Annotated in this window: 12 protein-coding genes, 1 tRNA gene and 1 rRNA gene; 4 read left to right on the forward strand and 10 right to left on the reverse strand. The window is 40.3% G+C overall.

The genetic code is table 11. The features are described from left to right. Window positions 1-46 precede the first annotated feature (46 nt). Both LG336_RS22355 and LG336_RS22360 read right to left on the reverse strand, forming a co-directional pair. Window positions 47-1599: ribosomal RNA gene (locus LG336_RS22355) — 16S ribosomal RNA — on the reverse strand. Between the two features lie 593 nt (window positions 1600-2192). Then, window positions 2193-3116, reverse strand: a complete 924-nt coding sequence (locus LG336_RS22360; RefSeq protein ID WP_404333260.1) for a DMT family transporter — start codon at window positions 3114-3116, stop codon at window positions 2193-2195. 265 nt (window positions 3117-3381) lie between these two features. Between LG336_RS22360 and LG336_RS22365 the strand changes: the two genes are divergently transcribed. Together LG336_RS22365 and LG336_RS22370 are read left to right on the forward strand one after the other, a co-directional pair. Then, window positions 3382-4083: an MgtC/SapB family protein gene (locus LG336_RS22365; RefSeq protein WP_404329649.1), complete on the forward strand. Its 702-nt coding sequence runs from the start codon at window positions 3382-3384 to the stop codon at window positions 4081-4083. 71 nt (window positions 4084-4154) lie between these two features. Then, window positions 4155-4227 (forward strand) — tRNA-Ala (locus LG336_RS22370). A 112-nt stretch (window positions 4228-4339) separates the two neighbouring features. Here LG336_RS22370 and LG336_RS22375 read toward each other — a convergent pair. The 3 genes from LG336_RS22375 to LG336_RS22385 form a co-directional block, all read right to left on the reverse strand. After that, window positions 4340-4678, reverse strand: coding sequence for a redoxin domain-containing protein (locus LG336_RS22375; protein ID WP_404333261.1), 339 nt, complete (start codon window positions 4676-4678; stop codon window positions 4340-4342). Between the two features lie 3 nt (window positions 4679-4681). Beyond that, window positions 4682-4849 (reverse strand): hypothetical protein, encoded by a 168-nt coding sequence (locus LG336_RS22380; protein ID WP_404329650.1) that lies wholly within the window; start codon window positions 4847-4849, stop codon window positions 4682-4684. Window positions 4850-5032: 183 nt separating this feature from the next. Continuing rightward, on the reverse strand, window positions 5033-5233 hold the full coding sequence (locus LG336_RS22385) for a cold-shock protein (RefSeq protein WP_090742793.1): 201 nt from the start codon (window positions 5231-5233) through the stop codon (window positions 5033-5035). A 459-nt stretch (window positions 5234-5692) separates the two neighbouring features. Here LG336_RS22385 and LG336_RS22390 point away from each other — a divergent pair, with 459 nt between their 5' ends. Beyond that, window positions 5693-6814, forward strand: coding sequence for a CAP domain-containing protein (locus tag LG336_RS22390; protein WP_404329651.1), 1122 nt, complete (start codon window positions 5693-5695; stop codon window positions 6812-6814). Between the two features lie 88 nt (window positions 6815-6902). Here LG336_RS22390 and LG336_RS22395 read toward each other — a convergent pair whose 3' ends face one another. The 5 genes from LG336_RS22395 to xylA form a co-directional block, all read right to left on the reverse strand. After that, window positions 6903-8513 (reverse strand): glycoside hydrolase family 43 protein, encoded by a 1611-nt coding sequence (locus LG336_RS22395; protein WP_404329652.1) that lies wholly within the window; start codon window positions 8511-8513, stop codon window positions 6903-6905. Window positions 8514-8587: 74 nt separating this feature from the next. Further along, window positions 8588-9577 (reverse strand): Gfo/Idh/MocA family protein, encoded by a 990-nt coding sequence (locus tag LG336_RS22400; RefSeq protein WP_404329653.1) that lies wholly within the window; start codon window positions 9575-9577, stop codon window positions 8588-8590. A 25-nt stretch (window positions 9578-9602) separates the two neighbouring features. Next, window positions 9603-10586 (reverse strand): aldo/keto reductase, encoded by a 984-nt coding sequence (locus LG336_RS22405; RefSeq protein WP_404329654.1) that lies wholly within the window; start codon window positions 10584-10586, stop codon window positions 9603-9605. A 34-nt stretch (window positions 10587-10620) separates the two neighbouring features. Next, on the reverse strand, window positions 10621-12120 hold the full coding sequence (gene xylB, locus LG336_RS22410) for a xylulokinase (protein ID WP_404329655.1): 1500 nt from the start codon (window positions 12118-12120) through the stop codon (window positions 10621-10623). Between the two features lie 99 nt (window positions 12121-12219). Continuing rightward, a complete protein-coding gene (gene xylA / locus LG336_RS22415; RefSeq protein ID WP_404329656.1) occupies window positions 12220-13551 on the reverse strand; it encodes a xylose isomerase in 1332 nt (443 codons plus the stop codon). Window positions 13552-13783: 232 nt separating this feature from the next. On the opposite strand from xylA, the gene LG336_RS22420 reads away from it, so the two are divergent. Further along, on the forward strand, window positions 13784-14959 hold the full coding sequence (locus LG336_RS22420; protein ID WP_404329657.1) for an ROK family protein: 1176 nt from the start codon (window positions 13784-13786) through the stop codon (window positions 14957-14959). Window positions 14960-15087: the final 128 nt, after the last annotated feature.

The raw sequence follows: 15087 nt of genomic DNA on the forward strand, positions 1-15087 counted from the left end.
AATCGAAAGATTCGCATTCCGAATGCCCTTACGGCATTATCCTTAGAAAGGAGGTGATCCAGCCGCACCTTCCGATACGGCTACCTTGTTACGACTTCACCCCAATCATCTGTCCCACCTTAGGCGGCTGGCTCACTAAAAGTGTTACCCCACCGACTTCGGGTGTTACAAACTCTCGTGGTGTGACGGGCGGTGTGTACAAGGCCCGGGAACGTATTCACCGCGGCATGCTGATCCGCGATTACTAGCGATTCCGGCTTCATGCAGGCGAGTTGCAGCCTGCAATCCGAACTGAGAATAGATTTATGGGATTTGCTTGACCTCGCGGCTTCGCTGCCCTTTGTTCTATCCATTGTAGCACGTGTGTAGCCCAGGTCATAAGGGGCATGATGATTTGACGTCATCCCCACCTTCCTCCGGTTTGTCACCGGCAGTCTCCTTAGAGTGCCCAACTGAATGCTGGCAACTAAGGACAAGGGTTGCGCTCGTTGCGGGACTTAACCCAACATCTCACGACACGAGCTGACGACAACCATGCACCACCTGTCACTCTGTCCCCCGAAGGGGAACGCTCTGTCTCCAGAGTTGTCAGAGGATGTCAAGACCTGGTAAGGTTCTTCGCGTTGCTTCGAATTAAACCACATGCTCCACCGCTTGTGCGGGCCCCCGTCAATTCCTTTGAGTTTCAGCCTTGCGGCCGTACTCCCCAGGCGGAGTGCTTAATGCGTTTGCTGCAGCACTAAAGGGCGGAAACCCTCTAACACTTAGCACTCATCGTTTACGGCGTGGACTACCAGGGTATCTAATCCTGTTCGCTCCCCACGCTTTCGCGCCTCAGCGTCAGTTACAGACCAGAGAGTCGCCTTCGCCACTGGTGTTCCTCCACATCTCTACGCATTTCACCGCTACACGTGGAATTCCACTCTCCTCTTCTGCACTCAAGTCCCCCAGTTTCCAATGACCCTCCACGGTTGAGCCGTGGGCTTTCACATCAGACTTAAAGGACCGCCTGCGCGCGCTTTACGCCCAATAATTCCGGACAACGCTTGCCACCTACGTATTACCGCGGCTGCTGGCACGTAGTTAGCCGTGGCTTTCTGGTTAGGTACCGTCAAGGTACCGGCAGTTACTCCGGTACTTGTTCTTCCCTAACAACAGAGCTTTACGACCCGAAGGCCTTCATCGCTCACGCGGCGTTGCTCCGTCAGACTTTCGTCCATTGCGGAAGATTCCCTACTGCTGCCTCCCGTAGGAGTCTGGGCCGTGTCTCAGTCCCAGTGTGGCCGATCACCCTCTCAGGTCGGCTACGCATCGTGGCCTTGGTGAGCCGTTACCTCACCAACTAGCTAATGCGCCGCGGGCCCATCTGTAAGTGACAGCCGAAACCGTCTTTCAGCATTCCCTCATGAGAGGGAATGAATTATCCGGTATTAGCCCCGGTTTCCCGGAGTTATCCCAGTCTTACAGGCAGGTTGCCCACGTGTTACTCACCCGTCCGCCGCTAATCTTTGGGAGCAAGCTCCCAAAGATCCGCTCGACTTGCATGTATTAGGCACGCCGCCAGCGTTCGTCCTGAGCCAGGATCAAACTCTCCAATAAAATGTAGAGTGATTAGCTCATAAAATAAAACGTTGGCTCATGTTCTTCTATAATAGAAGACATGATAAATATTGTTTGTTGACGCTTGTTTGTTTAGTTTTCAAAGAGCATTTTTTTAATAACCATCGCCCGAAGCGACTTTATTAATATAACATGTCGTTATCCCTCTGTCAACACTAATCGCCAATTTATTTTATATTTCTACAAACAAAATATAAAATATATCAACCAGTTGTTAACGGAGAATTTACTATACCACGGTCATAAAATGTTTGCAATATAATTTCAACATATATTACGTTATTTTTCTTATTCATTCAGGAATACTTTTAAAATCAGACTCATAATTATGGACAAGCTAATTTATTCGAAAGGGTGTGACCAATCATAGAATCAATTGCACTATATCTTTCCTTCCTAATGGCAGTTTTTTTATTTGTTTTTTCTTACATAGAAGGAATCAAATTAATGAACTCCGAAGGGAAAGTGTCTGGCGGTACTTTTATTTTTACGGTTACGTCTGCATTTCTGTTTTCAGCATTCACTTATTCTTTTATGTAAAGATCCCCTTGACCAGGGGATCTTTTTCTTTGTTAGCGAGATTCTAAATTGGGTTTTGTTTTTAGTAGTTTTACTGTACCTCTACCTTTTCTTTCGTCATATATAAAAAGACCTATCCCTAATAGCACGACCATCCCACCAATACCCTGTGAAAGATTTACGGTTTCTCCTACTACATAGTAGGCTAGTAAAGTTGCTCCAACGGGTTCAAACAAAATCGCCACAGATATCATTGATGTACTAACCCATTTTACTACCCAATTTAATAGCGTATGGCCAAGGAGAGTCGGTATAATTGCTAGCAGAAGGAAATACAGCCAGTCACTTTTAGGGTAAGGGTAAAGTGGTTCCCCTGTAGCCATTATGTAAAGAAAAAGAGCAAGGGTACTGATCACATACACTATAAAGGTATAGGTGATTATGGAAACTCTCTTACGGACAGACTGGCCAAACAAAAGATAAAAGGTAATAAAAGCACATGCAGCTAAAGCAAGAATATCCCCAAAAAGCGCTGAGCCGCTAATTTTAAAATCACCCCAACTAATAATGATACTCCCCACAACAGCAATCAGACCCGAAAAAATCGCCTTTAATGACAGGCGCTCCTTGAAAAAGAAATAGGTGCCTACAAACGCAAAAATTGGTTGCAAAGTAACCAAGACAGTTGAGCTTGCGACAGAAGTGTAGTTAAGCGATTCAAACCAGAGAATAAAGTGGAAGGCTAAAAAAATTCCCGAAACCGCAGAAAGACCCCAGTCCCTTTTGGTGATTAGCTTTAGTTCTGCTCTGTACTTAGAAATAAAGATCGGGAGCATCAATAAAACAGAGAAAAACAACCGGTAAAATGCGATGACTCCTGAAGGAGCAGTAGATACTTTTACAAAAATGGCTGAAGTGGACACAGCTATTACCCCTAGTGCTAGAACAAAATAGGGATTAATCTTTGGCTTCCCAATCATTACTCTCTCTCCTTAAAATTCTTATAATAGAAAGTCTAAACGATTTTAATCATGGAACAAGTCTTTTATTACTATAAATCAATTTTGCTCTCAACCCAGCTGTCAATTGAAAACACGGTTTTACCCTAGGAAGGAAAATAGACGAGAAATCTTGAATATGTTCATTATACACAATAGAACAAAGTCATCTAATCCAATATTGATGCCTCGATGTGGGATAAAAGATCAAAAACATAAATATCCTTAGGTTAGGGGGGACGATATGATCATCACAAACATAATTGATTCAGAAACGTTGATTAGACTAGGTATATCTGCTTTTCTTGGTCTTGTCATCGGCCTTGAACGTGAGTTAAAAAGAAAGCCCGTAGGCTTGAAGACTAGCTTAGTTATCTGTATTGTAAGCTGTCTCCTAACCATTGTCTCGATCGAATCAGCATATATGTTTCCTGGAGATGATGATGTAAACATAACAATGGACCCTCTCCGTTTAGCTGCACAAATTGTTTCTGGGATTGGGTTTCTAGGTGCAGGGGTTATTTTAAGAAGAGGGAACGATACGATATCTGGTTTAACAACAGCAGCAATGATATGGGGAGCGGCAGGAATTGGCATTGCTGTAGGGGCTGGATTTTATGTTGAAGCCATTACTGGGGTTGTTCTATTAATTTTTAGTGTCGAGTTTATGCCCTTCCTAATGGGGATAATTGGACCAAGACAGCTAAGAGAAAAAGAGCTCGCCTTGGAGTTCCACGTGCACAATAAAGAGGGGATATCTGATGTACTAGACAAATTAAAAGCGGGGAAAATGTCCATTAAGAAAGTGCGGATTAAGGATCTTGAAGAGGGAGACCAGCTCGTACAACTCGTGATAACTGTAAACTTTCGCAGGAGGACGACAGATATTTACGCTGACATCTCTTCAATAAGCGAAATAAAACGGGTTAAAATCGAAGAATTGTAGAATAAGTTTTTAAAATAGCACTTGCAAGTATACGCGTTAGCCGATATAATCTTCTTGTACAATGAATGTACGGGGGATTAGCTCAGCTGGGAGAGCGCTTGCATGGCATGCAAGAGGTCAGGGGTTCGAGCCCCCTATTCTCCATCTTAAACCTTGCTTACAAGAGCAAGGTTTTTTCTTTTAAGTGATAATTAGAGAGACCGCCTGACTATAGAAAAAACTCCTGGAATCTCCAGGAGTTTTTTCTATTATAGACTTACTTCAATTTTTCGAGTTCTTCTTTGATCTCTTCTATCGTCTTATCAAACTGTTCGCCCCAGAAATCATTGATGGTATTGAATACAAGCGCACCATCTCCATCAATTAAAGCATAGCCTCGGTACGCTGTATCGCCGTTTTTCATATCCATATGGTCAATGAATTCTAAATTCTCATCAGATACAAACGGGAGGCTTTCGCCATAATACTGTTCTAGCTGAGTATATAGCTCTAACTGATTTTCAGGTTTATCTTTGCTAATAATAAATTTCTGAACGTCTACACCTTCTAGTTTATCTAAATTTTCATGCAACTGAACTAGTTGCTGTTGACAGATACCTCAGGTATAAGAAGTAATAAAGAAGAAAACAACTGGTTCTCCTGTTGGAAACGTGACTTCCTCATTATCTTGATTTAATAAGGTAACCGGTTCATCCAACCCAGACTGTCCACATGCAGATAGGACTAGAACAGAAATTAATAATAGAGCAATGATTTTTATCTTCATATGGACTCCTTTTTATGAAAGTTTTTAGAATCTTTTCTTGTATTAGTTTATTACTACCGCTTAGGAGCGTCAAGTAAATCGTTTGGTTATTTAGGAAGGTATAGTTTAGTAAATCAAGAGAGGTTTTTATATAAATATAAATAAAAAAACAGACCCAAAAAGGGTCTGTTTGTGATTGGCAAATTAGTTTTTGCGAACGTTAGCAGCTTGTGGTCCACGAGCTCCTTGCTCAACGTCAAATGTTACATCTTGGCCTTCTTCAAGAGTTTTGAAGCCTTCGCCTTGGATAGCTGAGAAATGAACGAATACGTCATCTCCACCTTCGCGCTCGATGAATCCGAAACCTTTTTCTGCATTAAACCATTTTACTTTACCGTTTTCCATTTTTGTTGCCTCCTAGTGTGTAATCCACACATTTTATTACTATTCTTGCTCATTGTGTATCCAGGCGAAAACCAATATTTGTTCTTCCCTTATATACCGAACAAAAATAATTCTTTTATAATATAACAGATTTTGAGAGAATTAGCAAGTCTAGCCCAAAATTGGTTTTCTACCCAGATGGTCCGACATAAAGTCGAAATCCTTTATTGTCCCTAGCAAAATTGTTAAAATACAGTTACCTTTAATAAGGTTTGGAAATCCACAGACTGAACAGACTCGAACTTCCTTCAAGTAATAAGCCGGCATATTTACATATCGCTAAGGATATCTTTATTATGTCTTCTTTCCACATTGACTACTCTTTAAATTTTCTACCAACAAATCCAGTACCTTCATATTAAATTAGCTATTTGTGGCGATATTGTTAGTAAGAAATCTTTATTTTCAGGAAAGTGAGGAGTGCACTTGAGATTTATCTTCCTATTCCTTATCGGGTTCATGTTGTACAATTTTTGGCCAGATGTTGAAGAGAAACTTGGTATTGCTCTAATTGACTCAATAAGGACTGAGTTTAATGATTTAAAAAAGAATACAGACTTATCAACCTTACCGAATAACCTAGAGGAGGATATTAACTCACTGGTCAATCGTTCATTTGACGAAGAAGAAAATCAAGTTGAGAATGAACAAACTGTTGATGTCCCCGTCTTGGACGCACCTGTAAGACAAACTTTTTCCATTGCAAATATTGAATTGGGGGAAACGAAGACAAAGGTTGAAGAAGTACTTGGAGCACCGTCCCGCTCTTCGGTAAATGAATATGGGACAGAATGGTATGCCTATCACCAGAACTACCATAATTTTATAATGATTTCTTACAATGAAAATAACAAGGTTGTGGGAATTTATACTAATCAAGACTTAATCTCTTCAACCACTAGCATCACTCATGGAACCCCTAAAGATCAAGTACTTCAACAACTCGGTAAACCTGTTGAAAAAATTCAAAAAGGGATGGTCTTTTATCAATTGCAAAAGGAAAGAGACTACGACTTATTTCAAATCGACAACAGCTATGTGTCCATCTTTTATGATAAACATGAAAATAACGTTGTCACCGCTATTCAAATTATTAGCGAGAGTATGGAGCAGCAAAGAATTGATTTCTATTCCGAAGCCAGCGAAGCACTAAAGGAAGGTTTTGAGTACCAACTGTTTGACTTGACGAATGCGACTAGAGTTGAACGGGGCCTTTCCGCTCTACAATGGGATGAACAGGTGAAAGAAACAGCACGGAAGCATAGTTCCGACATGGCCGAGAATAATTATTTTAGCCATACAAATCTTGTAGGTGAATCTCCTTTCGACCGGATGTCTAATGATGATATTCTTTTTTCAGTTGCTGGTGAAAACCTAGCCTATGGTCAAACAAGTAGTGTTTTTGCTCATGAGGGTTTAATGAATTCTCTTGGTCATCGCGAAAACATCCTTAAAGCAGAGTTTAAACAACTAGGAGTAGGAGTTGCCTTCAACTCGGACTCGCACCCTTATTACACTCAGAAATATTATACAAAAAGATAAGGACAGTGCCCGGTAGTTTTTATAGTTTTTTTCCCAAACAAAACAGGGAGACCACGTATGCGTGATCTCCCTGTTTTGTTTGTTCGATTTATTCCTTTTCCTTATAAATAAAATAGTCGAAGTCTGCATGCAACCTTTCACCTGAGGTATCCTGACATTGCATCCCTACAAATGCACCTGTAAAGAATCCTCCACCTTGAATATAGTCATCTGACAGCTTGTAAGAGTAGAACGTAACAGGAATTTGCGTCCATTCCTTGCCATCAAAAGAGTAAGAATAATGATATTCATGTAAATTTACATCTACACGAAGGTGTACATACTCAACTTCTTCAGGAATCACGATTTCATTTCCTCGAAGCGGTTGATCAAATGTAAAGTTATCACAAGTCATTAATTCTAGAATTCTTCCTTTTTCCTCATTCCAAGATATCTGACATGATGTCCAGTTTTGTGTGTTATAGTAGTTCACTAAGCCTGCAGATTGCTGGAAGGTTGTAGGATTAAACGCCACCTTTGTTTCGGCCGTGAAGTTAAAATGCTGCCAACGTCTAGCAACAAATGCTTGTGTGAACTTGGATGTAAGTGATTCTCTTCCGTAAATACGCAAATGTCCTGGGTTATCCTTAAGAGAAACAATCTCTTCTCCTAATGGAATACGTAAAGTTTGGAAGTTCAGATTTAACGTCTCAGAGTCAAAATCATCTTTTTCTGGATAATCTCTATCCCACTTCACTTCTTCAATTTTAGGTCCTTCAATTGTGACCGATGGTTGATTACCACCCACCACAAACGGCCAGCCATCTTTCCATTCTACTCGTTGAATAGCTGTTTCCCTTCCAAGTGGACAATATCCACGTGGGTCCAATAAAGGCTGCCCTTCTCTTGGAAGCGGGCGTCCTGTCAAATGAACAAGGAACCACTCATCTGTGTGTGTTTGCACAATCGATGCATGCCCTGCTTTTTGTAGCGGATTACGTGGATATGGGAAAGACGTAATCAGAGGGTTTTCAGGATACACTTCATATGGTCCTCTGAGGTCTTTTGAACGTGCAATGGTAGCCTGATGGTCGTATTTCGTACCACCTTCTGCTGTTAATAGATAATAATAATTACTAATTTTGTATAGATGAGGAGCCTCCGTTAATTTAACGTCGGTACCCTTAAAGATAATTTCCGATTTACCAACCAGCTTTTTTTCCTCAACACTATATTCCTGTAGGTTAATTCCATAAAAATTATGGTTCCCTACACGATGGTCCCATTTCATGTTTACCAAGTACTTTTTCCCATCCTCATCGTGGAATAAAGAAGGGTCAAAGCCTGAGCTATTCAAGTAAATTGGTTCTGACCATTCACCGTCAACCGTATCACAAGTGACTAAATAGTTATGGCAATCCTTCCAATGACCTTCAGTTACTTTTACATCCGTATAAATCATCCAAAATTGCCCATCACTATAAGAAAGAGCAGGCGCCCATATTCCACCAGAGTCCGGATTTCCCATCATGTTCAACTGACTTAAACGATTTAATGGTCTCGCCGCTAAACGCCAGTTTTTCAAATCCTTAGAATGATAAATTCCTACGCCCGGGAACCATTCAAAGGTGGAAACAGCGATATAATAATCCTCCCCTACACGGCAAATGCTAGGATCTGGGTTAAAGCCCGTTAATATCGGGTTTTGAATTGTAGCCATAACTAATTCCTCCTATGTAAAACGAATTATCAAAGTTTACGCTATTGCTCTGCTGACCGAATCATGGCAACGAACTAAAAATCAATCCGTTTCCCAAGCTCTATCGATTGGTAACAAGCGTCTATGACTCGCATATTTTTGGTCGTATTTTCTTCAAAAGCAGATAAGTCTAAATCTCTTATAATCGATTGAGAAATATGTGCAATTTCAGAACGGTAGATATCCCCAGAAACTTTCTCAGTTCTTTCTCCTTCAGCGTTTTGTATGAGGATAAGACCTTCTCCACCTACGACATCAGGACGAAATGCTCTAGGGACATGAATTCGCCCTTTTGTTCCAATTATCTCGTATTCATTACGAAAGGTCGTATCAAAACTGCAATCAAACGTTGCGACAGTACCATTTTCCAAAATCATACTACCAACAGAGGTTATGTCTATTCCTGTTTCTGAGTCAATGCGAGCGTTCGCATGTACACTCAACGGCTCTGATTCTAGGATGTTCCGAATAGCATGAATACAGTAGCAACCCACATCATAAATGCTTCCACCACCCATTTCCTTATTCATTCGAATATTCGTTACCCGATCGTCTAAATAAAAGGAAAAGCTTGCGCGCATTTGTTTCACTTCACCAATTGCATCTGATGCAAGAATTTCCTTCACACGGTGATGTTGTGGATGAAATTGATACATAAACGCTTCCATAAATTTCACGTTATGGCTACGACAAAACTGAATCATTTCAGCAGTTTCATCAGCAGTTAACGCTGCGGGTTTTTCACATAGTATATGCTTGCCTCGCTTAGCTGCTTCCATCACCCAGTGTTTATGAAGGTGATTCGGTAAAGGGATATAAACTGCATCAATTGAAGAATCTTCTAATAAAGCTTCGTAACTATCGTACCCCTTTGGGATGTTTAACTTGTCAGCGGCTTGCTGTGCTTTGCCACTTCTACTTGCAATCGCAACTACTTCAGTATTTTCGTATCTTTGAATCGCAGGAATGACTTGTGTTAGAGCAATATTGGCTGTACTTAAAATTCCCCAACGTACTTTGTGCATGATGAACCCCTCACTTCGCCTGTTCTTAATAAGGTCCCCTAATAGAGTCCTTCACCTCATCGCGGTAAAACTTTTCTATCGTTGCTAGCTCTTCATTGGTAAATGGCTTTTCAGTTAATGCTTGTAGATTTTGCATTACTTGCTTTTCATTTTTAAAACCTGGGATAATACAAGATATTTCTTCGTGGTCTAAGATCCATCTTAAAGCGGCAGTTGCCATAGAATTTCTACCTTCAGCAATCCACTTTAACTGCTCGGACAATTTCACACCTTTAGCAAAACCAAGTCCGGCAAAAGTTTCCCCGACGTTAAATGCTTCGCCATTTTCGTTAAATGCACGGTGGTCATCTTGTTCAAAGACATGGTCTTTTGTAAATTTCCCTGTGAGCAAACCACTAGCCAAAGGAAGTCTTACAAGAATCCCCACATTCTGTTGTTTTGCCTTCGGTAATAACTCCTCTAACGGCTTTTGACGGAACATATTGAAAATCACCTGAAGGGCACTAACATTTGGATTCTGAAGACACAATAACCCTTCTTCTACCGTTTCAACGCTTACCCCATAATGCCGAATTTTCCCTTCTTGCTTTAACTTATCAAGAACTTCAAAAACAGCTCCATCTTTTAGTATTTCTAGTGGTGGACAATGGATTTGATAAAGGTCAATTGCTTCTCGGTTTAATCGTTTTAAACTGGCTTCACAGTAGTTTCTAACAGCTTCTTCAGAATAATTTTCTTTTGAAAATATATCTCCGGAACGACAAAACTTAGTAGCAATGGAGATTTCATCTTCCTTTCCCTTGGTGGCCTTAGCAAGCAATTCTTCACTGTGACCATCACCATAAACATCAGCTGTATCAAAGAAGTTGACTCCTTCTCCAATCGCACGATCCAATGATTTCAATGCTTCCTCATCATTCGTCTTTCCCCATGCGCCACCAATCGCCCACGTACCAAAACTAACCTCGCTTACCTTAATACCGGTTTTGCCTAAGTCACGATAATTCATCTTTGCCTAGCCCCCTACTTTATAACTATCTATCTTACTTTCTAAACTCCTGAAGTTGCTCATTGAGTGATTTTGTTTGCTGATACACTTGCTTGTAAACACCAAACAATTTTTGATATCGTTCAACGTTTTCAGGTACTGGTTGATAGGTTTTTGTGGTTTCTACGAATTTCTCCGCACACTCTTGTAAAGACGGGAACCAGCCACAACCATAAGCAGCCAACATTGCCGCACCCATACCAGGTCCTTGTTCACTTGCAAGCTTCACAATATTTGCATTGAAAATGTCTGCTTGCATTTGTAACCATGTTTCATTTTTAGCCCCGCCACCAATGGATACAACTGTATCGATCGTTTTGCCATTTTCTCTAAAAATCTCAATTGTTTCATTTAACGAGAAGGTGATCCCTTCTAATACAGCACGGACAAAATCCTGTCTTTTATGTGCAGCATCCATTCCAATAAAGCTTCCACGGATAATAGAATCTGCATAAGGAGTTCTTTCACCGGCTAAATATGGCGTGTAGAGCAAACCATTTGCCCCAATCGGAACCTGGTCAACACCTTGTAGGAACGATTCAAATGCTTCTTCTTTTGCAAAGGTATCTTTAAACCAGCTCAAGCTGTAGCCTGCAGCTAAAGTTACACCCATTGTATAAAAAGCATTTTCTTCGCCATGGTTAAAATAGTGTACTTTTCCCTCGAAATCCAAGTCATTTTTTTCTTCATAAGAAAGGACAACCCCTGAGGTACCAACGCTACACAATGTTCTTCCTTCAGATAAGATTCCTGAACCTATAGCACCACAGGCATTATCCGCTCCACCAGCAAAAACTTTTGTAGCTTCAGATAAACCTGTCTGTTTAGCAACATCTGCTGTGATGGTTCCAACAAAACCATGGGATTCCACAAGCGGTGGGCATAGTTCTGGTTTGATATCGAATAAATTGCAGATTTCTGTACTCCATGTTTTCTCTGCTACATTTAATAACAGAGTGCCAGCAGCATCAGAATATTCACTATGGATTTCTCCGGTCAAACGATATCTTAAATAATCTTTCGGTAGCATAAACACACTAGCCTTAGCAAAGATTTCAGGTTCATTTTGTTTTACCCAAAGAATCTTCGGCAATGTAAACCCTTCTAGTGCTGGGTTTTTTGTAATAGATAGAAGCTTTTCTTTTCCAACTGTATCGTAAATTTGCTGGCATTGTTCTGTTGTTCTAGTATCATTCCAAAGAATTGAATTCCGAAGCACTTGATTATTTTCATCGAGTAAAACAAGACCGTGCATCTGTCCTGAGAAACTAATCCCCTCGATATCCTCGACATTGCCGTCATATTGTTGGATTAATTCTTTAAGCCCCTCGGTTGTTTTTTCAACCCACTCCTCTGGCTTCTGTTCACTATATCCCGACTTTTCTTGAATGAGTGGATATGATTTTGATACTTCTTTAGCTACTTCACCATTGCTATCTACAAGTAAAAGTTTGACTGCACTTGTCCCAAGGTCAACCCCAATAACATGTTTCACATATATCACCCTTATTAATTAGATTGGTCAATGATTGAAAAAAATGTGCTGAATAGGATACCCAGCACATTTTATTATTGTTTTATTGAAAATGCTTTATTATACAGTTACGCCAGCCATTGTTTCTACAAGATACTGGTTGATGACAGCTTTTATGCGCTCAGTACGGCCAGACTTGTTCTTGATTTCGGTAAGCTCTAATGCATACTTCTCAAGAGATTGTAGGCTTGCTTTTCCTTCAACGATTTCAAGACCAATTCCTTGTGTATAGCTGCTATAGCTATCATCAATAAAGTTGTCTAGCACTTTATCTTCGATAAGTTTGTTTGCAACTTTTAGACCAATTGCAAATGCATCCATTCCAGCGATATGTGCATGGAATAAATCTTCAGCATCAAATGAAGTTCTTCTAACCTTAGAATCGAAGTTTAATCCACCTTTTCCAAGGCCATCGTTTTTAAGGATTTCATACATTGCTAATGTAGTAGAATACAAGTCTGTTGGGAATTCATCTGTATCCCAGCCAAGTAGTGTATTTCCTTGGTTTGCATCTACAGAACCCAGCATTCCGTTTTCACGTGCAACACGTAGTTCATGCTCAAATGTATGACCCGCAAGTGTTGCGTGGTTTGCTTCAATATTGAACTTGAAATGATCAGCTAAATCATATTTTTGCAAGAATGCTAAGCTTGTAGCTACGTCAGTATCATATTGGTGTGTAGTAGGCTCTTTTGGTTTTGGTTCAATTAAGAATTGAGCGTCGAAACCAATTTCCTTCGCATAATCAATTGCCATATGATAGAAACGTGCTAAGTTATCAAGCTCTAGCTTCATGTTTGTGTTTAGTAACGTTTCGTAACCTTCACGGCCACCCCAGAATACATAGTTTTCTGCACCCAGCTCTTTACCAACTTCTAGACCTTTTTTCACGCTTGCCGCAGCATAAGCGTAAACATCTGCATTTCTTGATGTAGCAGCACCGTGTACATATCTTGGGTTCGTAAATGCATTAACTGTGTTCCAAAGAAGTTTTGTATTGCTTGTTTTCATATAGTCCTTGATCATTGCCACGATAACATCAAGGTTTTGATTAGTTTCTTTTAGCGTGCTTCCTTCAGGAGCTATGTCCACATCATGGAAAGCAAAGAATGGTGCATTTAATTTATCGAACATTTCAAAAGCAGCCTCAACACGAGCTTTTGAACGGTCTAGTCCATCAAAGCGATCCCATCCACGTACCATTGTGCTTGCACCAAATGGATCTGTTCCATCTGCATTAAATGTATGCCAGTAAGCAACAGAGAAACGAAGTAATTCCTCCATTGTTTTTCCGTTAACTAATTCGCTAGGGTTATAATACCTAAACGCAAAAGGGTTAGTTGTTTTTTGACCTTCAAATTGAATTTTTTTAATATCTGGAAAATAAGCCATGAGCAATTTCCTCCTAGAATAAATATAAAATCTTTGGTGATACCGCTTCCAAGTAGACTATAATGAGGTAGACAAAGTTGCTTGTCTTCTTGTTGTTCGGTATCTTATGAAATGATTATATCACCACAAACTTTGTTTGTCTATTGAATAAACAAAGATTATACTGTTTTATAGTAAGAATTTTTCTTTTCGACTTTTATAAATTGCGTACCTAAAGGAGATAAATATAAATATGCAAATAACTTGGAATCAACAATTAGTTAAAAAGGAAAACAAAGCCATCGTTTTGAATTTAATTATGCAAAACTCCCCCATCTCACGAGCGGATGCTGCTCAAATGTCTGGACTTAATAAAGGGACTGTCTCCTCTTTAGTATCTGAACTATTGGAAGAACAGTTAATTTATGAATCTGGACCGGGTGAATCCAGTGGGGGGAGACGTCCCGTTCTCCTTTTATTTAACCAGGAGGCAGGATATTCTATTGGAATCGACCTCGGTGTAAACTACATCTTCGGGGTACTAACAGACCTCCAGGGAAAGATTGTTGTAGAAAAAAGTGTTGTGAATAACACTCCCGAATACACCGATACTCTTGAGCAAGTAAATATGGTTATTCATTCGTTAATTGAATCAGCACCTCCGTCCCCCTATGGAGTTGTTGGGATTGGAATTGGAGCTCCAGGTGTTGTAAATAAAGAAGGAGATATTTTGTTTGCTCCAAACCTTGGTTGGAAAAACGTTTCATTAAAAAAGGATTTAGAAAGTACGTTTAATATTCCCGTTATTGTTGAAAACGAAGCCAACGCTGGTGCCTACGGTGAAAAGCGCTTTGGAGTTGGCAAGGATTTTAATAATTTAATTTATGTAAGTGCGGGCATTGGGATAGGTTCTGGAATCATTTTAAATGGGGAGTTATACAAAGGAATTAATGGCTATTCAGGCGAGGTTGGACACATGTCTATTGATGTGAATGGTCCAAGATGTCGTTGCGGAAACTACGGGTGCTGGGAGCTTTACGCCTCAGAAAAGGCACTTTTATCTAAGGCTCAAGAATTGGGTCTAGAATTAAAGGACAATCACTCACTGACAGACATCATCAATTTAGCACGAGATGAAAACCCTGAGGCACTAAAGTTATTAAAGGAGATTGGCAGAAAGCTTGGACAAGGGATGATCAACATCATCCATACCTTTAACCCACAGCAAATCATAATTGGAAACAAGCTGGCTGCTGTACAGACTTGGATTGCCCCTTATGTTCAGGAAGTAATTGACGAATATACCCTCCCCTTTCACCAGATGGATATCCAGGTGAACTATTCGGACCTAAGTCTCCCTGCCTCTGCCCTCGGTGTTGCAGCTTTTACCACCGAGAACTTTTTAAAGTCACAATTGCAGGTACAATAAATAGTAACCATGAAAAAGACTGCTTATCAGCAGTCTTTTTTCATGCGCTCATGGACACTTTCTTCAATTTTTGGATGACTTTTGTCCTTGAGAGCCTCTCTCATGGACACTTTTTTCAATTTTCGGAT

It is taken from the genome of Mesobacillus maritimus (assembly GCF_044803185.1).
Lineage (GTDB): Bacteria > Bacillota > Bacilli > Bacillales > Cytobacillaceae > Mesobacillus_B > Mesobacillus_B maritimus_B.

Coding starts and splice junctions, on each gene's coding strand:
- LG336_RS22400 (WP_404329653.1), bottom strand. CDS start 9,577: ATGCACAAAGTACGTTGGGGAATTTTAAGTACAGCCAATATTGCTCTA.
- LG336_RS22385 (WP_090742793.1), bottom strand. CDS start 5,233: ATGGAAAACGGTAAAGTAAAATGGTTTAATGCAGAAAAAGGTTTCGGA.
- xylA (WP_404329656.1), bottom strand. CDS start 13,551: ATGGCTTATTTTCCAGATATTAAAAAAATTCAATTTGAAGGTCAAAAA.
- LG336_RS22395 (WP_404329652.1), bottom strand. CDS start 8,513: ATGGCTACAATTCAAAACCCGATATTAACGGGCTTTAACCCAGATCCT.
- LG336_RS22365 (WP_404329649.1), top strand. CDS start 3,382: ATGATCATCACAAACATAATTGATTCAGAAACGTTGATTAGACTAGGT.
- LG336_RS22380 (WP_404329650.1), bottom strand. CDS start 4,849: ATGAAGATAAAAATCATTGCTCTATTATTAATTTCTGTTCTAGTCCTA.
- LG336_RS22420 (WP_404329657.1), top strand. CDS start 13,784: ATGCAAATAACTTGGAATCAACAATTAGTTAAAAAGGAAAACAAAGCC.
- LG336_RS22405 (WP_404329654.1), bottom strand. CDS start 10,586: ATGAATTATCGTGACTTAGGCAAAACCGGTATTAAGGTAAGCGAGGTT.